We start from the raw sequence: 20,069 nt of genomic DNA on the forward strand, positions 1-20,069 counted from the left end.
CTCAATGGCTGATCACCATATCCGTGCTGGGGAATTTTCCGACAGCACATGTGGGGAATTTTGAAACAGCATTTACAACCATTTCAGACCGCTGTAAGCATGGCCATTCGGGGCGCAGGGCTGCAGGGCATCGTCTGGCACGGCCTGCGTGCCACAGCCGCCAAGTGGATGGCTGAAGCTGGATGCTCGGAGCGAGAAAACATGTCGATCACCGGGCACACCAGCTCGGCCATGGTCGGTCGCTATGTGCGCGAAGCGAGCCAGAAACGCCAGGCGCGAAGCGCGGCAACAAAGGTGGCCGAGTATCGCTTGAAACAGGGGATTGCCAAACCGGGGGAAAATGGAGTGCCAAACCACAGCAAAGCAGAGGCTGCTAGTGACCCTGAAAAAGCATAAAAAATGTAGGGAAATCAATCCTAACGCAGATGGTAGCGGTGGACGGATTTGAACCGCCGACCAAGGGATTATGATTCCCCTGCTCTACCGCTGAGCTACACCGCCATCGCGTTAGGATGAGTGCGGAATACCCGCGCTTATGGGGCAAGTCAACCCGTGTTTTCGCGTTCGGGTTCAAAACACATAAAAAAGCCCCGGATTTGGCACATCCACCCGATAGGGGGTACTAAGGCAGGCTCACCCCTTGACCGGCAACAACCAGCAAAAGGCTGCGCATCCTTCGTGAAAACCGAATTCCTTACACTTCTGACCCATATCAGGCACCTGTTCGGATGGCTGCCGGGACTGCTGTCCTCCATCCTCATGCTGTGTGTGGCTGGGCTGGTGGCGGAAATGTTCAGCCGGTTCATCACGAAACTCATCGTGCGCATACCGGGGCAGAAGCGCGGGGCCTTCGTGCGTTCGTTCACCATGGCCATGCAGCGCCCGGTGCGCATCATGCTGGTCATCGTGTTTGTGGGCACTGCGCTGCCGGTGTCGGGCCTGCCGTATGACATCATGCAGGCCACCACCCACGCGCTGGTGGTGCTGTTCGTGCTCATGCTGGGTTATGCCGCCGTCGTGGCCACGCGCATCCTGTCCGATGCCTACCTCAAGCGCATCAATGGCAAGGACGACAAGGACGACATCCTGCTGCGCACCCACATGACACAGGTGCGCGTGCTGCGCCGCACGAGCGACCTGCTGATCGGCCTGCTCACCATAGGGGCCGCACTCATGACCTTCGAGCCGGTGCGGCAGTATGGCCTCAGCCTGTTCGCCTCCGCGGGTGCGGCGTCGCTAGTGGTCGGTCTGGCCGCCCGTCCGCTGCTGACCAACCTGTTCGCGGGCATGCAGATCGCCATGACCCAGCCCATCCGCATGGAAGACCTCATCATCATCAATGGCGACTGGGCCTGGGTGGAGGAAATCACCTCCACCTATGTCGTGCTGCGGGTGTGGGACTGGCGGCGGCATATCGTGCCGATCTCGTATTTTCTTGAAAACACGTTCCAGAACTGGACCCATAATTCGGCAGCGCTGATCGGGGTGGTGTTCCTGCATCTTGATTTCAACGCGCCGATGGACCGCATCCGCGAGCGCCTGCGCGAGATCGTGCATTCAGCACCATTGTGGGATGGCAAGGAATTCGCAGTCCAGGTGGCCGATTGCAATGCCCATGTCATGACCGTGCGCGTCATTGCCAGCGCGCGCTCGGCCATGCAGAGCTGGGACCTGCGCTGCGAGATCCGCGAACAGATCATCGCCTATCTGCGTGATGAATGCCCCGAGGCGCTCCCGCGTGAGCGCCTGTCGCATGTGGCATCGGTATCGGGGCTGGATGTGATGGCGGACCCGGCATCGCTGTCGCCGCCTGTCAGGCGGCCGCCGCCGGGGGCCTATCTTGGCCCGCGCAATGGCGCGGGTGGTGGTGGCATGGGGCTCAGCGATGGCGGCCAGGGCCATGGCTGAGCGCCCCATGTGGCCTGCTCAGAACGACAGGTAGAGGAACGCGACCACGCCAGCACCCATGCAGTACCAACCAAACGGACGCAGCGCCCAGTCCTCATGGTCGCGGAAGTAGCGCATGAGGATGCCCGTGCACACCAGCGCCACGACACCCGCCACGATGGCGGCAATGATGGCCATGTGCATCTGTTCGGGCTGGGGCGGGGCATGGCGCAGCTTCAGCGCCTCGAGCACGGTGGCGGCCAGAATGACCGGCTGCGCCATGAGGAAGGAGAAGCGCGCCGCATTCTCATGCGACAGCCCGCGCAGCAGCCCGCCCACGATGCACGCCCCCGAGCGCGACAGGCCGGGGAAGAAGGCCAGGCACTGGAACAGCCCGATCACCAGCGCCTCGCCAAAGCCGAGGGCTGCGAGCGGGCGGTCGTTGTGGTGGCGCAGGGTGGCGCGCATGCGGTCCACGGCCAGCAGCATGACGCCATTGAGGGTAAGGAAAACGGCGGCGTAACGCGCCGTGCCGAACAGGTTGCGGATGGCGTGCTCGAACAGCCCGCCAATCAGCACGGCGGGCACGGTGGCCACGCACAGCAGGGCAAGGATGCGGATGCTGTCCATCTGGCACGTCTCGCCATGGCGACCGGCAGCGCCGGTGAACAGCGCAACCCAGTCACGCCAGAAAAAGACCAGCAGGGCGGCACAGGTGCCCAGGTGGAGCATGACCAGCAGGGGCAGGAACATCTCCCCATGCAGGTCGAGTGGCCAGTGCAGCATGGCCGGCACGATGGCCGCATGCCCGAGGCTGCTGATGGGGAACTGTTCGGTCGCCCCCTGAATGATGGCAATAATGATAGCCTGAAGGAGTGTCATTGTCCCCCCGTCCGTGACGCAGTAGAATGAAAAGATAAGGCAAGGTGTTGCGCCGCATTCCCCTCGCACCGCATTGCGGCAGCTTTCGGGATGGTGTGGCGCACAGGCGGGCAGGGAGCCAGCATGGCAAGGCAGAGAAGTGGGGCGATCATATGCAGCGGGCTTGTCCTTCTGGTGGCAGGCGGGTTCTGTATTTACGCCCGGGCCTCGCAAAGCGGCGGATCACATGATCGCTATCCTGTCATGGCGCGTTTTGTTTCAGCCAATGGGCTGAAGGTCGGCGCGGATGTTGACATGGATGGCGTGCCGGTGGGCCGCGTCACCTCCATTGCGCTCGATCCCGCCACCTACATGGCCAATGTGGGGTTTACACTCGACCGCACGGTGTTGCTACCGGAAGATACAGTCATTTCAATCGGTAGCCCCACGCTCACGGCTGATACCGCCCTGATGGTCGAGGCCGGGCAGGCGCCGGGCCGCATTGCGCCGGGCACGGTCATTACAAATACGCGCGAGCCGCTCAGCCTCGAGCAGCAGGTGAGCAACTACATTTTTGGCAATGGCGGCCTGCCGGGCAATTAAGTTGTCTCGTAAGGGCGCTGGGGGCTGACACGCCTCTTGTCGCGACAGGCGTAGGTTATATGATTTTTATTGTGTAATATTGTAAAACAGAGAAAAAAAGAGCGTTTTATTGGTAATGGAGCAGGAAGAGGGCGTCTGTATCACACTCGACAGGGCAGAAGCGCTGATTCTGTTTGAAATTCTATCGCGGGAAATGGACCGTCCCCAATACGGAAAATTTCAGGCTTTTGCCGGTTCTGATGTGCAGATATGGGCCTTTGACGGACTGCTTGCCGCCCTTGAGCGCGTGCTGCCCGAACCGTTCAGCCACGATTATGACCGGTTGCTGCCAGAAGCCGCCAGGGCCCTGATCCGGCGGCGCGGCCGCCTGCCGGGTTCTAACTGAACCTGATCCGGGGCTGTGTTGCCCGTGTTGTTCACCATGGGTGTGGGAGGGCTGCCCTTACATGGGGCGATATTGTCTTGTATGGCAGGCTGCATCTGAAACCGCATTTCCTGTCTTGAGGTCGTGATGACTGTGCCCCGGATTGATCCTTTCCACGCCATGACCATCAGCGCGCTGGCGCATGAACTGGCAGGCGAGGGGCGCAGCATCATCCATATGGAGTTCGGCCAGCCTTCCACCGGCGCGCCGCGCGCCGCGATCGAACGCGCCCAGCACGTGCTCGCCACCGACCCCATGGGGTATTGGGAAAGCCAGGCGCTCAAGGCCCGCATCGCCCGGCATTATCACGATAGCTATGGCGTTACCCTGGCACCCGATCAGGTCATCCTGACCTGTGGCGCATCGCCCGCGCTGGTGCTGGCCGTGACTGTCAGCTTCGTGCCCGGCGCGCGCGTGGCCATGGCGCGGCCGGGTTACGTGGCCTACCGCAACGTGCTGCGCGCACTGCACATGGAACCGATCGAGATTGCATGTGGCGAGGCCGAGCGTTTCCAGCTCAGCGCGCAGGCCATCGCCGCCCTTGACCCGGCACCTGACGGGCTGATCCTGGCCAGCCCTGCCAACCCGACCGGCACCATCCTTTCAGCCAGCGAGATGCAGGCCATTGTCGCGGTGTGCCGCGCGCGCGGCATCCGCATCATCTCCGATGAGATCTATCACGGCCTGAGTTACGGTGAGCCTGCCCATAGCGTGCTGGAATATGACCCGCAGGCGCTGGTGGTGAACAGTTTCTCCAAATATTTCAGCATGGCCCCGTGGCGGCTGGGCTGGCTTGTCGTGCCGCCTGAAAAGGTGGAAGCCGCCCGCGCGCGCATGGGCAACCTGTTCCTCACGCCCGCAGCACTGAGCCAGCATGTCGCCCTCGTGGCGTTTGACTGCAAGGCGGAACTGGATGGGCACCTGGCCACCTACCGCCGCAATCGTGACCTGCTGCTCAAGGCGCTACCTGAAATGGGGCTGACCCATATCGCCCCGCCCGATGGCGCGTTTTACATCTATGCCGATATCCGCCACCTGACCGATGACAGCATCGGTTTCTGCACGCAACTGCTGCGTGATACGGGCGTGACCACCGCGCCGGGCGTCGATTTCGACCCCGTGGACGGGCGGCATTTCATCCGCTTCAGTTTTGCCGTGTCGACCGACCTGATCAAGGAGGCCATCCGCCGCATGGTCCCGTGGTTTCGCGCGCAGGCCGAAAAGGCGCGGAACGCCCCGCATATGGCCTGATGCGGGCGGGCCTGCCGCGCGACGGCCTGCTGTCCGGAAAAGCCAGCGTTCCAGACATTCCATCATGTATTTCAAAACATGGGCTGACAACCACAGGCCCATAGGGCCGGTGCGCCGCGCACGCGCTCAGTCGTTGAGCGGATAGGCGGCCATGAGTTTGCGCTGGCGCAGCCAGGCGCGCAGCATGGCCATCGCGCCGCTGCTCTTCCACCCTTCGCGGCGCTTCTTGGCACCGATGCGGAAGGTCTCGCCATAATGCAGGAACTGCGTGGCGTAGGCCTCGCGCAGGGTAGTGCGCGCATCCCAGATATGGGTGGCCTCGGAGCCCACGCCGTTGATCTCGATGATCTGGAAATCCTTGCCCTCGCGCAGATGGGCGAGACTCAGGGCCTTGGCGTCGATGCGGCCAAAATGAAAATCGGGAATATCGCGCATGATGGCATTCACCCGCGCCGTGAGTGCAGGCGTGATGTCGGTGGCGCAGTCATGAAAGATCGAGCCCTTGCAGTGATTGCCCGCAAAGACCAGCGGCAATGACTGCCCGGCGGGCGGCACTTCGTTCAGGCGCGGCCTGAGGCGGGGGATGTAGATGTGCGGCACGAGGCGGGTGCGCGGGTCGGCATGCAGCAGCTCCTCCACCGTGGACCGGCCATCGCCGGTCAGGCAGGGCACTTCCTTGTAGGTCAGCGAGGTAATGCGCCCCTCTGCCTCATCCGGGTGGCGGATGTAGAATATGCCCACCTCATGCCCGTAGGGGATCAGGTGCTGGAGCATGACCGCAACCCCGCGGCCAAAGGCGGCCAGCCCCTCGCGCAGGCTGCCGGCATCGCGCATGATGCGCACGCCCGTGCCGTTGCAGCCCACATCGGGCTTGAGCACGACGGGAAAGGACAGTCCCGCCTGCTCCATGGCGGCCAGCGCGCGGGCGGTGTCATTCTCGCCTGTGGTCAGCACTGCGTAGGGGGCGATCCATCTGCGCGCTTCATCGCCCGCCATGTCCAGGATCGAGCTCTTGCTCTCGCCACACAGCCCGCCGGTCTCGATGCGGGGGTTGGCGGCGGTGGGGAGGCTGAAATCGCGGTAGCGCAGCCCGAGCATGATCCAGTACAGCACGATGGGGGTATAGAAGATCCAGCCGGGCCAGAACTCGAAGGCGGAAACCGTGGGGGCGGCAGGCCGGGCCCCGGGCCGGGCGTTCACGGTGGTGGTGGTGTCGGTCATCTGGTCTCGTTACCCTGCAAACGTGCGATCATGCGGCTTATCAGAAGGATGGTCAGGACAAAACCGCCCATGCCCGCCCATTTCCATGTTCCCAGATGGTCGATCAGGAACTGCCCCACCTGGAGCGAGACAAGGAACAGCATGGTTGTCCAGATCAGCGTGGCCGCTATGGCGGCAATGCAGAACAGCCCGAACCGGGCATGGAAGAAACCACATGCGGTATAAAGCGGCAAGCGGGCGCCGGGTATGAAACGGCTGATGAACACGATGCGGAACACGTTGCGGTCAAACCACTTGCCCTCGCGCGCGCCGCCGGGCAGCGTGATCCACCGCCGCGCGGGTGGCCACAGGGCGGCCAGCCTGCCCATGCCATACAGCCCCATGTCACCCACCACGATGCCGATATAAAGTGCTACCAGCGCCACCCACAGGGCCACATGGCCGGTGCGCACCTGCATGGCGGTCAGGATCGTGGCCGCATCCTCCAGTATGAAGGTGCCGACAATGATCGCCAGCGCCTGCAGCAGGGGCGAGGCGCCTGCCGTTGCAAGGAAGGCTGTCAGCGACGCGGGCATGCAGCGCGCTTTTGCACATCCGGGCGGGGCGGGCAGGGTGGTAAACCGTGGCTGGACAAGAACATGCCTTCTGGTCGGCCCGGCATGCGGGCAGGGCATGCGGGCAGGTAAAAAAGATCGGCCATCCGCCCAACGCGGGGCGGCGCCCGGCGTTCTTGTTGCATGCTTCGCCTATGGTCACAAACGCGAAATTATGTCGCATAATGTATCGCGCTGCCCGCCAGGGGCGCGCTGGCGCAAGTCAGAGATTGAAACGGGCGTGGTGGCGTGGCACAGCATCTGACATGCTCGTACGTCGTCGCCTCCTTCATGCCGCCGCCGCCTCCCTTGCCGGGGCGGGCGCCACGTGGCTGCTGCCCGCGCAGGCGGCACGCCACAAGCCCCCGGCCACGCCAGCGGCTGGCGGGGATTACGCAGGCTTCCTCGCCGCCATCCGGCGCGAGGCGAGTCGGCAGGGACTGAACGCGCCAGCCGTGACCCGGGCGCTCGACCTGCAGGCGCCCAACGCGCAGGTGATCCAGCGCGACCGCAACCAGCCGGAATTTCATCTCACCTGGGCGGAGTACCGCAGCCGCGTGCTTGGCGGGCGCAAGCTCAGTGACGGGCGCGCGGCCTTCGCCGCCCAGCGCGGCGTGCTCGAGCAGCAGGTGCTCACCCGCTACAATGTCTCGCCCGGGGCGGTGATGGGCATCTGGGGGCTGGAATCGGCCTATGGCGCGCTGACCGGCAAATTCACGGTGGTCGATGCGCTGTGCACGCTGGCGTTCGAAGGCAGGCGGGCGCAGTTCTTCCATGATGAACTCTTCCACGCGCTCGCCATCCTCAACGCGGGCGACATCACGCCAAACCTCATGACCGGCAGCTACGCCGGCGCCATGGGCCAGCCGCAGTTCATGCCCAGCGCCTACCTCAAATACGCCGTGGATATCGATGGCGATGGCAGGCGTGACATCTGGCATTCCATGCCCGACATCTTCGGCTCCATCGCCAACTACCTGGCGGGATCAGGTTGGGTGGGGGGCGAAAGCTGGGGGCAGGAAATCACCGTGCCCGACAGCGTGGCGCAATCCGAACTCGGGCGCACCCACACCCGCACCCATGCGGAGTGGATGGCCATGGGCATCCGCCAGATGGGTGGCGCGCCCTTTGCCGACCCCGCCACCACCGGGGCGGTGCTGCGCCCCGATGGGCCAGGGGGCGAGGCTTTCATGGTCTATCGCAATTTCGCCGCGATCCGTCGCTATAATCCTTCCGATTTCTATGCGCTGGCCGTGGGCCTGCTCGGCAACGAAATCACGTGACGCCGCCCGTCACGCCAGTCGTGCGCGCGGCTGGCACCTACCGGACCAAGGACGCAATGCACACCCGACGTTTCCTTCTGGCTGGAGCCACCAGCCTTCTTGTCTCTTCCACGGCGCTTGCCGCACCCGCGGCCCGGCGCCGCCACCCTGCCGGTCCTGCCGCCGTTGATGCGGCGGCGCCTGTCGTTGCATCCTCGCCCGCCAACAGCCTCATTGGCCCGATCGATACCATCGCGCGCTGGGCATGCATTGTCGATTACACCACTGGCGCGGTGATACTGGAGAAGGCGGCGGACGAGCGCATGCCGCCCTCGTCGCTGACCAAGATGATGACGGCCTATATCGTGTTCGGCATGCTGCGCGCAGGCAGGCTGACGCTGGAGCAGATGCTGCCGGTCAGCGAGAAGGCATGGCGCATGCAGGGCTCGAAGATGTTCGTGCCGCTCAATGGCACCGTGGCCGTGGCCGACCTGATCCAGGGCATGGTGATCCAGTCCGGCAATGATGCCTGCATCGTGCTGGCGGAAGGCGTGGCAGGCTCAGAGGACCAGTTCGTCAGCCTGATGAACACGCAGGCCGCCCAGCTGGGCATGACCAACACCCATTTCCTCAACGCAACCGGCTGGCCGATGGACGGGCATTACATGTCCGCGCGCGATGTGGCGACCATCGCCATGCACCTGATCCATGATTACCCTGAATACTACCATTTCTTCTCGGAAAAGAGCTTCCGCTACAACAAGATATCGCAGGAGAACCGCAACGCGCTGGTGGTCAAGGGCGTGGCTGACGGGCTCAAGACCGGCCATACAGATGCCGGTGGCTTCGGCCTGTGCGCCAGCGCCGAGCGTGGCGGCAACCGCGTGGTCATGGCCATCAACGGCCTACCCAGCAGCAACGCGCGCGCCAATGAGGGCGAGCGGCTGTTCGAGTGGTCGTTCGTCAATTTCGAGAACGCGACCCTGCTCCATAACGGCGCCGTGGTGGACCATGCCCCGGTGTGGCTGGGGCAGGCGCCCACCGTGCCGCTGGTGGCCACGCGTGATGTCACGCTCACCCTGCCGCATGGCTGGCAGAACCGGGTGCATGTGAGCATGGATTACCGCAGCCCCGTGCCCGCCCCCATAACCGCGGGCCAGCAGCTTGGCGAGATGGTGATTGCCAATACCGGCCTGGCCGAGATCCGCATCCCGCTGGTGGCGGGTGCCGATGTGCCCCGCCTTGGCCTGATGGGCCGCGCCACGGCGGTGCTGGGCCGCAAGCTGGGGCATGGCTAGGCCATGACGGGCCTGTTCATTACCCTTGAAGGCGGCGAGGGGGCGGGCAAGTCCACCCAGGCGCGGCTGCTGGCCGAATACCTGCGCACCCTCGGCCATGAGGTCGACCTCACGCGCGAGCCGGGCGGCACGCCGGGGGCGGAGGCATTGCGCGAACTGCTGCTGTTTGGCGGGCATGGGCTTTCGGCCCGCGCCGAGGTCATGGCCCATTTCGCCGCCCGCGCCGATCATGTCGAGCAGCGCATCGCGCCCATGCTGGCCCGTGGCGGCGTGGTGATCTGCGACCGCTTTACCGATTCAACCGAGGCCTATCAGGGCTACGGCCTGAGCCACGGCGACCCCGCGATGCTGGGCCTGATCGCTACCCTGCGCGGCCTGATCCCGGTCGTGCCCGACCTGACCTTCATGCTTGAGGCGCCGCCTGCGGTGGCCCAGGCCCGCCTGGCCGGGCGGGGCAATGCGCGCACCGACCGCTACGAGGCGGAAGGGGCCGCCTTCCATGCCCGCGTGGCCGAGGGCTTTGACGCCATTGCCCGGCGTGACGCCACGCGCTGCCGCCGCATTGATGCCAGCGGCACGACGCAGGCGGTGCAGCAGGCACTGCGCGAGATCGTAACGCCCTTGCTGCCCCATGCCTGATCCGCGCACCTGCCGCCACCTGCTCGGCCATGATGCGGCATGGCGGGAATTCCAGGCCGTCATGCGCACGGGGCGGCTGCACCATGCCTGGCTGCTGACCGGGCCGGAGGGCATCGGCAAGGCCAGCATGGCCTTTCTCATGGCGCGTGCCCTGCTGCGGGCCGAGGACCATGACAGCCCGGTAGGCCGCCGCGTGAGCGCTGGCACCCATGCCGACCTGCTGGTCATCGCGCGCGGCATGGATGAAAAGCGCAACCGCCTGCGCCGCGAGATCGTGGGTGATGACATACGCCCCATTGGCGCCTTCCTGCGGCGCACGGCAGCCGAGGGCGGCTGGCGGGTGGTGATCGTTGATGGCGCGGAATACATGAACCGCACGGCGGCCAACGCCATTCTCAAAATTCTCGAGGAACCGCCCGAGCGCGCGATCCTGATCCTGACCACCGCCGTGCCGGGCCGCCTGCTGCCCACCATTCGCAGCCGCTGCCGGGTGCTGGGCCTCTCCGCCCTTGATGAAGCGACGATGCGCACGGCACTGGCCACCATGCCCGATGCCCCCCCGGCCGATGAGATCGAGGTCATCATTCCGCTCGCGCATGGCGCGCCGGGCAAGGCGCTCGAACTGCTCGGCGGCGATGGCCCGGCCCTGTCGCGGCTGGTGGCCGGGGTGATGGCGGGCACGGCAGGCGAGGGGGCGGATTACGACATTGCCGCACAGGTCACAAAACGGGAAAATGACTTTTGCGTCTTTTTCGATCTGTTGTGTGATGCCATATCTCAAAAGGCACGCGCCCTGGCCGCCAACACGGACAGGGTGCACAAAGCGGATCTGCGCCCGGCCCGTCTGGCCCTGCTGTGGCAGGACCTGATGCGGCTGCGTGCGGAAACGGAACAGTTCAATCTGGATAAACAGCAGGCGGTCCTTACGGCCCTTGCGCGGGTGAGTGAAACATGACACGGCGCTACTACGTCACAACACCAATCTATTACGTGAACGGGGCGCCTCATATCGGCCACGCCTACACCTCGGTCGCAGCCGACGTGATCGCGCGGTTCAAGCGGCTGGCGGGCTTTGACGTATTCTTCCTGACCGGCACCGACGAGCACGGCCAGAAGGTGGAGCAGGCCGCCGAGGCGAAGGGCATGCAGCCGCAGGCCTTCGCCGATGCAGTCGCGACCGACTTCCGCGACATGTACGACACGATGGACATCTCCTACGATGATTTCATCCGCACCACCGAGCCGCGCCATGTGCAGGCGGCGCAGGCGTTGTGGAAGAAGCTCGAGGAAAACGGCCACATCTACCTCGGCGCCTATGAGGGCTGGTACGCAACGCGCGATGAATGCTTCTATGGCGAGGAAGAACTCATCGACGGCCCCGACGGCAGGAAGGTGGCCCCCACGGGCGCTGCCGTCGAGTGGGTGAAGGAGCCGTCCTATTTCTTCAACCTGTCGAAATTCGGTGACAGGCTGCTGGAACTTTATGAAACCCGCCCCGGCTTCATCGAGCCTGCCAGCCGCCGCAACGAGGTGAAGAGCTTCGTGAAGCAGGGCCTGCGCGACCTGTCCGTCAGCCGCACCAGCTTCAACTGGGGCATTCCCGTGCCGGGCGACCCGAAGCATGTGATGTATGTGTGGGTCGATGCGCTGGCCAATTACCTCTCGGCCGTGGGCTATCCGGACGAGACGGCGGCGCGGTGGGCTTTCTGGCCCCCCAACCTGCACCTTGTGGGCAAGGACATCCTGCGCTTTCACGCCATCTACTGGCCGGCCCTGCTCATGGCAGCCGACCTGCCCCTGCCCGAGCGCGTGTTCTCGCATGGCTGGTGGACCATCGAGGGCCAGAAGATGAGCAAGTCGCTGGGCAACGTGGTGGACCCGCGCGACCTGGTGAAAACCTTCGGCCTCGATGCCATCCGCTTCTTCCTGATGCGTGAGATGCCTTTTGGTGGCGACAGCGACCTGAGCCGCCGTGCCATCATCACGCGCATGAATGTCGAACTGGCCAATGACCTTGGCAACCTGGCCCAGCGCACGCTCTCGCAGGTCGCGCGCAACTGCGACGGCAAGCTGCCCGCGCAGGGCAAACAGACTGATGAGGACCGCGAACTGCTGGCCACCGCCAGCCTGCTGCCCGACATCATGCACCAGCAGATCGACCGGCAGGCCCTGACCGATGCGCTGGAGGAAGTGTGGAAGCTGATCCGCGCCTGCAATTCCTATATCGACCATCAGGCACCGTGGAAGCTCAAGAAAACCGACCCCCAGCGCATGGCCGACGTGCTGCGCGTGCTGACTGACGCGCTGCGCATCATCGCGACCGTGCTCCAGCCCTACATGCCCGGCAGCATGGACAGGATGCTCATCCAGCTTGGCGTGGAAGAAGGCGAGCGTAGTACTTTCGCAGCCCTCGATGTGCCGCTGCCCGCGGGCCGCGTGCTGCCCAAGCCGGAGGGTGTGTTCCCGCGCTATGAGGAGCCGGAGGCATCATGACCCGCACGGGACTGACCGACTCCCACTGCCATCTCGACCACTTCTCCGCTGAGGAAATGCCCGAAGTCCTGGCCCGCACGCGGCAGGCCGGGGTGGACGGGCTGGTGACCATCGGCACAAGGCTGTCACGCGCGGGGCAGCAGAAGACACTCGCCACGCTCGATGCGCCGGAACTGCGGGTATGGTGCACCATCGGCACCCACCCCGACCACGTGGATGAGGAAGCGCTGCCCACAGGTGCGGAACTCGCCGCCATGGCGGATGACGCCTGCGTGGTGGGCATTGGCGAGAGCGGGCTGGATTACTTTCACGGCAAGGAAGATGTCCGCCCCCGCCAGCAGGAGAGCTTTCGGGTGCATATCGATGCCGCCCGCCGCACCGGCCTGCCGCTGGTCATCCACACGCGTGAGGCCGATGATGACACGCTGGCCATCCTGCGTGATGAGACGGAGGCCCGCGGCGCGTTTCCGTTCCTGATCCACTGCTTTTCATCCGGGCCGGACCTTGCGCGCGGCGCACTGGAGCTGGGCGGGTATGTCAGTTTCTCGGGCATCGCCACTTTCAACCGTGCGCAGGCGGTGCGCGACGTGGCGGCCTTCGTGCCCGCGGACAGGCTGCTGGTCGAGACCGATTCGCCCTATCTGGCCCCCGTGCCCAAGCGCGGCAAGCGCAACGAGCCGGGTTACGTGGCCTATACCGCCCGCATGCTGGCCGAACTGCGCGGCATGGAGGATGCGGCATTTGCCGAGATGACCACGCGTAATTTCAGTCGACTGTTTACACAGGCGGTATAACGGCATGGACATGATCATACTGGGCTGCGGCGGTTCATCGGGCGTGCCCATGCTGGGCGGGCCGGACGGGGCGGGGGACTGGGGTGAGTGCAACCCCACCGAGCCACGCAACCGGCGCACGCGGGCCTCGGTGCTGATTGATGACGGGCCGGGCCGCAGGCTGCTTGTTGATACGGGGCCGGACCTGCGTGCGCAGTTCCTCGCGCAGCGCATCGGCATGATCGATGCCGTGGTCTATACCCATGCCCATGCCGACCATATTCTGGGGCTTGATGAACTGCGTGCCATCAACCGCATCATCAACGGTCCGATTCCCATCTACGGCACGGCAGCGGTGCTGGACGAGATCCGCACCCGCTTCGATTACGCCTTCCGCCCCTGGACGCCGCCTGCCATCTTCCGCCCCATACTGGACGTGAACCCTGTCAGCCTGCCCTCCACGCAGCTCATGGCCGGGATGGAGGTGCAGCTCTTTGCCCAGACCCATGGCCGCACCGAAACGCTGGGCCTGCGCGCGGGGCCCATGGCCTACTGCACGGACGTGGCCGAGATGAACGAGCACGCTCTGGCCGTGCTGCGCGGGGTCGATACGTGGGTGGTGGACTGCTTCCAGCGTGCGACCCACCCTTCGCATGGCTGGCTGGAGCAGGTGCTGGCGTGGCGCGAGGTCATACAGCCGCGCCGCACCGTGCTGACCCATATGGGTCCGGACATGGACTGGGCGTGGATGCAGGCCAACCTGCCCGCAGGCGTCGAGGCAGCGTATGACGGCCTGCGCCTTACAGCATAAGGGCTGCCTGCGGGCTGTTTTTTTTGCCCTGCGCGGGCAGAAAGCGCATGAAGCCCGCGCGTAATGCTTGCCAGCGCCCGCCAAGCCCCCTAAGAGGGTGCGCCAACGGTCGGTGACCCGAGGCGCGGGGTAGCCGCCATCTGCTGACGAGGGCCCTGCATCATGTCTTCCATTTCCAAAACCACATCGACTTCCCGGCTTGAGGACCGCATCCGCGAGGCCCTCGCCTTTGATGACGTGCTGGTCGTTCCCGATGAATCGAGCGTGCTGCCTTCGCAGACATCGACCAAAACCCGGCTGACCCGCAAGATCACCCTCAATATTCCGCTGATTTCCTCGGCCATGGATACCGTGACCGAAGATAACATGGCCATCGCCATGGCCCAGAATGGCGGCCTTGGCGTCATCCACAAGAACCTGACCATCGAGCAGCAGGCCGAGCAGGTCCGCCGCGTCAAGCGCTTCGAATCGGGCATGGTGGTCAACCCGGTCACCGTCTATCCCGACCAGACGCTGGCGGAAGTGAACGCCACCATGTCGCGCCATGGCATCAGCGGCCTGCCGGTGGTCGAGCGCGAGACCAACCGCCTCGTGGGCATCCTGACCAACCGCGACGTGCGCTTCGCCACCGATCCCGCCCAGCGCGTGTATGAACTCATGACGCGCGAGAACCTCGTGACCGTGCGCAACGGCGTGGACCGCGACCAGGCCCGCCAGCTCCTGCACCGCCATCGCATTGAAAAGCTGCTTGTTGTTGATGACGAGGACCGCTGCATCGGCCTCATCACCGTCAAGGACATGGACCGCGCGGTGCAGTACCCGCAAGCCAACAAGGACAGCCTTGGCCGCCTGCTGTGCGCGGCGGCCACCGGCGTGGGCGATGATGGCGTGGCCCGCGCGCGCGAACTGATCGCGGCTGGCGTGGACGTGGTGGTGATCGACACCGCCCATGGCCACTCGGCGGGCGTGCTGAAAAGCATCGAGCGCATCCGCGCCATCGAGAATGATATCCAGATCATCGCGGGCAATGTCGCAACGCCCGAGGCGGCGCAGGCGCTGATCGGCGCGGGTGCTGACTGCGTGAAGGTGGGCATCGGCCCCGGCTCGATCTGCACCACGCGCGTGGTGGCAGGCGTGGGCGTGCCGCAGTTCTCCGCCGTGATGGAAACCTCGGCCGCGTGCCATGAGCTTGACGTGCCCGCTATTGCCGATGGCGGCGTGCGCACCTCGGGCGATATCGTGAAAGCGATCGGCGCGGGGGCCGATGTGGTCATGATCGGCTCGCTGCTTGCCGGCACGGAAGAGGCGCCGGGCGAGGTGTTCCTGTACCAGGGCCGGACCTACAAGTCCTATCGTGGCATGGGCAGCCTTGGCGCCATGTCGCGCGGGTCGGCCGACCGCTACTTCCAGCAGGACATCAAGGACACGCACAAGATGGTGCCCGAGGGCATTGAGGGCCGCGTGGCCTACAAGGGGGCCATGGGGGCCGTGGTGCACCAGCTCGTGGGCGGGCTGCGCGCGGGGATGGGCTATACCGGCTCGGCCACCATTGCCGACCTGCAGAAGCGTGCGCGCTTCCGCCGCATTACCGGCGCGGGCCTGCGCGAGAGCCATGTGCATGACGTGTCCATCACGCGTGAGGCCCCGAACTACCGGCAGGACTGATCCTGCCGGCCCTTTTCACAATAACGGTTCCCTGATTCATGACACCCAGCGCACGGCTTTCCGCCGCCATTGACCTGCTTGCCGCAATGGAGGCCACGCCGCAGCGCCCCGCCGATGCGCTGGCCAATGCCTTCTTTCGTGAGCGGCGTTATATTGGCGGCGGCGACCGCCGGGCCATCTCGGCGCGCGTGTGGCGCGTGCTGCGGCACTGGCGCAGGCTGCACTGGTGGATTGAACGCGTGGGGGGCAAGGTCACGTCCCGCACGCTGGTGCTGGCCATGATGGCGCTCGAGCCGGAGGCGCGTGAAAACCCGCAACACCTCTTTACGGGCGAGCGGTACGCGCCGCTGGGGCTGATCGGCTCGGAAAGCAGCCTTTACACGCAGCTTGAAGGGCAGGGGCTGCTGCACCCCGACATGCCGCCCGCCGTGCGGCTGGAGGTGCCGGACTGGCTGCTGCCCCGCCTCGAGCGCACCTTTGGGGACGGGCTGGAAGCCGAACTCGCGGCCATGGATGGCGAGGCGACGCTGGACCTGCGGGTGAACCTGCTCAAATCAGACCGCCCCACGGCGCTGGCCGCCCTTGAGGCGGAGGGCATCCATGCGGTTGATACCGCGCTCTCGCCATGGGGGCTGCGGGTTGCGGGCCGCCAGCCCATTACATCCTGCGCGGCCTTTCGCAGCGGGCTGATCGAAATTCAGGATGAAGGCAGCCAGCTTGTGGTCGCCGCCGTGGGCGCGCGGCCGGGCATGCGCGTGCTCGATTACTGCGCGGGGGCTGCGGGCAAGACGCTGGGCATGGCCATGACCATGGAGAACCGCGGGCACATCGTGGCGTGCGATGTGTCCGAGCCGCGGCTGGAGGGGGCCGTGCGCCGCCTGCGTCGCGCGGGCGTGCACAATGCCGAGCGCCACCTGCTGGTGGCGGGCGACCGCTGGGCGCGCCGCCGCAGTGGCAGCTTTGACCGCGTGCTGGTTGATGCGCCATGCACCGGCACCGGCACCTGGCGGCGTAACCCCGATGCCCGCCTGCGCCTGCGCGAGCAGGATCTTGTGGAACTGACCGAAAAGCAGGCCGCGATCATGGACCGTGCCGCAGCCCTGGTGCGGCCGGGCGGGCGGATGGTCTATGCCACCTGCTCCGTGCTGCGCGAGGAAAATGGCGACCAGATCGCAGCCTTTCTGGCCCGTAACCCGGCCTTTTCGCTGGTCGTGCCCGATGGCGCGGATGATGACCTGCCTGCGGGGCTGAGCACGGACGGGCAGGTCAGCCTGACGCCGCGCCAGCACCATACGGATGGTTTTTTTGCCGCCATCATGCAGCGTGAAGCCTGCTGAACCCCGTTTTTTCGGGTAGACACGACAGAAGTTTCCGGACGTCGCCTTTTTCAAAAAGGCGGCGTTTTTCGCCGGATACCTTCCCCGGGCCGTCCTCGGGGGATGCAGGGTTGAGGCATCGGATGCCCCATCCGGCGCCCGCCATGCCTGCGCAGGGCAGGGGTGAATCCGGTCATCAATAAAGCGTCAGTAGAACAGAATAAAGTCAAAGGGCGCCTGTCGGGTCTTTAACATTCGCGCCGTATTCTGTTGCGGCAAGAAATATTTTTGGCTTATCTATGACAGGCCGGTTCTGGTTTCCTGCCTTGGGGCGATATTGTTGCACATATACAGCGCCATGTGCCGAAGCTGATGGGATCATGGATGCGGCGCAGGGCTGGGCGGGCCTGAAAGGTCGTGCCCCTGCGTGATCCATCGGCAGGCTGGCACCAGCGCCATTTGCAACATTATGGGACATCGGGATGCAGGCAACAAACCTGGCAATTGGAATTCTGTTTGTGCTGGGCGGTGGCATCGCGGCCCAGTGGGTGGCGTGGCGCTTCAAGCTGCCTGCCATCGTGCTGCTGTTCGCCCTCGGGCTGATCTGCGGGCCGGGGCTTGGCATCCTGCACCCGGCCACGGCCATCGGGCCGTATTTTCACCCGCTTGTTTCCATGGCCGTGGCGTTCATCGTGTTCGAGGGCGGGCTGGCGCTTGACCTGCGGCAATGGCGTGAATCGGGCGAGGGGGTGCTGCGCCTGACGGCGGCGGCCCTGCCCATCAACTGGGTGCTGGGCTCGCTGGCGGCGCATTACGTGGGGCACCTGAACTGGGGCACGGCATGGCTGTTTGGCGCCATCGTGGTGGTGACGGGGCCAACCGTGGTGCTGCCCCTGCTGCGCCACACCAAGCTGCGGCCAAGGGTGGCGGCCTTTTTGCGGTGGGAGGCGATCGTGAACGATCCCATCGCCGCCATTCTGGCAACCCTGGTGCTGGAATGCCTGCTGATCAGTTCCAGCCACACATCCGATGCGTCGCTTGCGGCGGTGGAGATCGGGCCGCACCTGCTGTTCGCCACCATGTTTTCCATCGGGTGCGGCATTTTTCCCGCCCTGCTCATCAAGTTCCTTTCGGCGCGCGACCTGCTGCCCGAGATCCTGCGCATTCCCATGATCCTGGCCTTCGCCATGGGGGTTGCGGCCATCTGCAACCTGCTCATGCAGGGCGCGGGCCTCATGGCGGCCACCGTGTTCGGCATGGCGCTGGCCAACCTGCATGTGACCGGCATGTCGGAGCTCCAGCGCATCAAGGAATCCCTGGGCGTGATCGTGGTCTCGTGCCTGTTCGTGCTGCTCACGGCGGACCTGCAGCGCACGGTGCTGGCCGAGCTGTCCTGGCCGATCATGGCGCTGACATTCACGGTCATGTTCGTCGTCAGGCCGCTTGGCATCTACCTCTCCACCATCGGGGCGAGCATGTCGTGGCAGGAGCGGCTGTTCGTGGGGTGGATCGCGCCGCGTGGCATCGTGGCCGCCGCCGTGTCCGGCGTGGTGGGGCTGCAGTTGCAGGAGGCCGGTTACGCAGGAGCCAACATGATCACGCCGGCCGTGTTCGCGCTGATCGCCTCGACCATGATCCTGCATGGCTTTTCGCTCAGGCCGCTGGCGCGCGCACTCAGGCTGACCCTGTCCGATGAGCCGGCGCTGGCCATCATGGGGGCGAATGCGTGGTCCACCAACCTTGCCCGCGTGGTGCATGACCGGGGCGTGCCGGTGCTGCTGGTCGATACGTACGCGCCCGCGCTCAACAAGGCGGCTGGGCTGGGCGTGCCGGTGCTGCGCGCCGAACTGCTCTCGGTCGAGGGGCAGGAAAGCCTGGAGGAACGCCCCGCCGACTACCTGATCGCCACCACGCCGGACGCCATCTATAACGGCTTGGTCTGCGCGCGCATGGCGCCCGACCTGGGGCGGCAGCGCGTGTTTCAGGTCAGCCCGGGCATTGCAAGGCTGGACCTGTATCATGGGATGAGCCGGGATTCGCGTGGCAAGGTGCTGGGCGAGCCTGCATGGAATTTCTCGCTCATTGATTCCCGCTACGCCCAGGGCTGGCGCTTTGGCAGCTATGTTGCCGATGAAACCATAAGCGAAACCCGGCTGACCGATGGCCCGGCCATGCTGTTCATGATCATCCGCAAGGGCACGGCGATCTGGGTTTTTTCTGCCGAGGATGCGATTCCGGCCGAACCGGCGGAAGGCGACATCATCGTGCTGTTCATGCCACCGGGGCAGGATGCCAGCAGGACGGACCTGCCCGTGGTCGATGGGCCTATCCCGGCGGCCTGACCTCGATTTCCGCAAGCCCCGCGGCGAGCAGGCGGCGCAGCGCAGGCTCGGGCAGGGCGATGCAGCCCTCCGTCGGCCTGCCCCCTTTGGGCGGAAGGTGGAGGAAGATGGCCGAGCCCGCGCCAGAATGGACAGGCGCGTCGTTATAACCAAGCACCACCACAATGTCGTAAACGTGATCCTCGCGCCACAGGCGCTCGTGCCGGGCGGGGTGGGGCAGGGTGACATGGCGGTTGTAATCGGGGCTGGCGGGGTCATCGCACCAGCCATCAAGCGGGGAAAGCGGCTCGACGGGCAGATGACAAACAGGTGATGTTACCCGGTCGGCGCGATAGAACACGCGCCGCAATGGCAGAATACCGGCAGGCGTTGCGTGATCTCCCTCGATTTTGCGGGTTTTTACGCCGCCCGCGCCGATGATGGCGGGCATAATTTCGCGAATGCAATGCAGTTGTGCATCCAGCCCTGTATTCGTTTGCAAAATAGCGCGTATCATGAATTCCTCTGGATCGGGTCGTATTTATGTTATCTCCGGCCTCATCCGGCTGCATACGGCATCGGGGCCGGCGGGTCATGGGCCTGTCGGGCATGAGGCCAGGCATGAACAGAAAGACAGAGACCGGTTCGATA

General features: G+C 65.0%; 19 protein-coding genes and 1 tRNA gene. 15 read left to right on the forward strand and 5 right to left on the reverse strand.

What is annotated here, in order from left to right; translation table 11 throughout:
- The first annotated feature begins 48 nt into the window (after positions 1-48).
- Entirely contained in the window at positions 49-396 is a 348-nt protein-coding gene (locus tag DV027_RS10315; protein ID WP_130731724.1) for a tyrosine-type recombinase/integrase, read from the forward strand.
- Positions 397-426: 30 nt separating this feature from the next.
- Here DV027_RS10315 and DV027_RS10320 read toward each other — a convergent pair.
- Positions 427-501, reverse strand: a tRNA-Met gene (locus DV027_RS10320).
- 177 nt (positions 502-678) lie between these two features.
- On the opposite strand from DV027_RS10320, the gene DV027_RS10325 reads away from it, so the two are divergent.
- The gene (locus DV027_RS10325) at positions 679-1,908 is read left to right on the forward strand and encodes a mechanosensitive ion channel family protein (RefSeq protein WP_130731725.1); all 1,230 of its coding nucleotides are present in this window, start codon (positions 679-681) and stop codon (positions 1,906-1,908) included.
- Between the two features lie 18 nt (positions 1,909-1,926).
- Here the strand turns inward: DV027_RS10325 and DV027_RS10330 are convergent, their stop codons facing one another.
- Positions 1,927-2,769 (reverse strand): undecaprenyl-diphosphate phosphatase, encoded by an 843-nt coding sequence (locus DV027_RS10330; RefSeq protein ID WP_130731726.1) that lies wholly within the window; start codon positions 2,767-2,769, stop codon positions 1,927-1,929.
- A gap of 123 nt (positions 2,770-2,892) precedes the next feature.
- Here DV027_RS10330 and DV027_RS10335 point away from each other — a divergent pair, with 123 nt between their 5' ends.
- From DV027_RS10335 to DV027_RS10345, 3 genes are all read left to right on the forward strand, one after another.
- A complete protein-coding gene (locus DV027_RS10335) occupies positions 2,893-3,351 on the forward strand; it encodes an MlaD family protein (protein ID WP_130731727.1) in 459 nt (152 codons plus the stop codon).
- Positions 3,352-3,466: 115 nt separating this feature from the next.
- Positions 3,467-3,736: a hypothetical protein gene (locus DV027_RS10340; RefSeq protein ID WP_130731728.1), complete on the forward strand. Its 270-nt coding sequence runs from the start codon at positions 3,467-3,469 to the stop codon at positions 3,734-3,736.
- A gap of 126 nt (positions 3,737-3,862) precedes the next feature.
- On the forward strand, positions 3,863-5,026 hold the full coding sequence (locus tag DV027_RS10345; protein ID WP_130731729.1) for a pyridoxal phosphate-dependent aminotransferase: 1,164 nt from the start codon (positions 3,863-3,865) through the stop codon (positions 5,024-5,026).
- Positions 5,027-5,152: 126 nt separating this feature from the next.
- Here DV027_RS10345 and DV027_RS10350 read toward each other — a convergent pair whose 3' ends face one another.
- Together DV027_RS10350 and DV027_RS10355 are read right to left on the reverse strand one after the other, a co-directional pair.
- Positions 5,153-6,247 carry a D-alanine--D-alanine ligase gene (locus DV027_RS10350; protein ID WP_130731730.1) on the reverse strand — a complete coding sequence of 365 codons (1,095 nt, stop codon included), beginning with the start codon at positions 6,245-6,247 and terminating at the stop codon, positions 5,153-5,155.
- Positions 6,244-6,822 carry a DedA family protein gene (locus DV027_RS10355; protein WP_130731731.1) on the reverse strand — a complete coding sequence of 193 codons (579 nt, stop codon included), beginning with the start codon at positions 6,820-6,822 and terminating at the stop codon, positions 6,244-6,246. Before DV027_RS10355 ends, DV027_RS10350 begins: the two co-directional genes overlap by 4 nt.
- Before the next feature lie 284 nt (positions 6,823-7,106).
- Between DV027_RS10355 and DV027_RS10360 the strand changes: the two genes are divergently transcribed.
- The 10 genes from DV027_RS10360 (at position 7,107) to DV027_RS10405 (ending at position 19,439) form a co-directional block, all read left to right on the forward strand.
- Positions 7,107-8,123 carry a lytic murein transglycosylase gene (locus DV027_RS10360; protein WP_165399165.1) on the forward strand — a complete coding sequence of 339 codons (1,017 nt, stop codon included), beginning with the start codon at positions 7,107-7,109 and terminating at the stop codon, positions 8,121-8,123.
- The gene (locus tag DV027_RS10365) at positions 8,120-9,400 is read left to right on the forward strand and encodes a D-alanyl-D-alanine carboxypeptidase family protein (protein WP_130731732.1); all 1,281 of its coding nucleotides are present in this window, start codon (positions 8,120-8,122) and stop codon (positions 9,398-9,400) included. The genes DV027_RS10360 and DV027_RS10365 overlap by 4 nt, the downstream gene beginning before the upstream one ends.
- Positions 9,401-9,403: 3 nt before the next feature.
- The gene (gene tmk, locus DV027_RS10370) at positions 9,404-10,039 is read left to right on the forward strand and encodes a dTMP kinase (RefSeq protein WP_130731733.1); all 636 of its coding nucleotides are present in this window, start codon (positions 9,404-9,406) and stop codon (positions 10,037-10,039) included.
- On the forward strand, positions 10,032-10,994 hold the full coding sequence (locus DV027_RS10375; RefSeq protein ID WP_130731734.1) for a DNA polymerase III subunit delta': 963 nt from the start codon (positions 10,032-10,034) through the stop codon (positions 10,992-10,994). The genes tmk and DV027_RS10375 overlap by 8 nt, the downstream gene beginning before the upstream one ends.
- Positions 10,991-12,532 carry a methionine--tRNA ligase gene (gene metG, locus DV027_RS10380; RefSeq protein ID WP_130731735.1) on the forward strand — a complete coding sequence of 514 codons (1,542 nt, stop codon included), beginning with the start codon at positions 10,991-10,993 and terminating at the stop codon, positions 12,530-12,532. The genes DV027_RS10375 and metG overlap by 4 nt, the downstream gene beginning before the upstream one ends.
- Positions 12,529-13,326: a TatD family hydrolase gene (locus tag DV027_RS10385; protein WP_130731736.1), complete on the forward strand. Its 798-nt coding sequence runs from the start codon at positions 12,529-12,531 to the stop codon at positions 13,324-13,326. Before metG ends, DV027_RS10385 begins: the two co-directional genes overlap by 4 nt.
- Before the next feature lie 4 nt (positions 13,327-13,330).
- Positions 13,331-14,116: an MBL fold metallo-hydrolase gene (locus DV027_RS10390; protein WP_130731737.1), complete on the forward strand. Its 786-nt coding sequence runs from the start codon at positions 13,331-13,333 to the stop codon at positions 14,114-14,116.
- Positions 14,117-14,278: 162 nt separating this feature from the next.
- Positions 14,279-15,781: an IMP dehydrogenase gene (gene guaB / locus DV027_RS10395; RefSeq protein ID WP_130731738.1), complete on the forward strand. Its 1,503-nt coding sequence runs from the start codon at positions 14,279-14,281 to the stop codon at positions 15,779-15,781.
- Positions 15,782-15,819: 38 nt separating this feature from the next.
- Positions 15,820-17,118 carry an RsmB/NOP family class I SAM-dependent RNA methyltransferase gene (locus tag DV027_RS10400; protein WP_130731739.1) on the forward strand — a complete coding sequence of 433 codons (1,299 nt, stop codon included), beginning with the start codon at positions 15,820-15,822 and terminating at the stop codon, positions 17,116-17,118.
- A 461-nt stretch (positions 17,119-17,579) separates the two neighbouring features.
- Positions 17,580-19,439: a cation:proton antiporter gene (locus tag DV027_RS10405; protein ID WP_130731740.1), complete on the forward strand. Its 1,860-nt coding sequence runs from the start codon at positions 17,580-17,582 to the stop codon at positions 19,437-19,439.
- On the opposite strand, the gene DV027_RS10410 is transcribed toward DV027_RS10405, so the two are convergent.
- Positions 19,423-19,935, reverse strand: a complete 513-nt coding sequence (locus DV027_RS10410) for a L,D-transpeptidase family protein (protein ID WP_207303474.1) — start codon at positions 19,933-19,935, stop codon at positions 19,423-19,425. The genes DV027_RS10405 and DV027_RS10410 overlap by 17 nt on opposite strands.
- Positions 19,936-20,069: the final 134 nt, after the last annotated feature.

The sequence above is a fragment of the Komagataeibacter xylinus genome (assembly GCF_004302915.1).
Lineage (GTDB): Bacteria > Pseudomonadota > Alphaproteobacteria > Acetobacterales > Acetobacteraceae > Komagataeibacter > Komagataeibacter xylinus_C.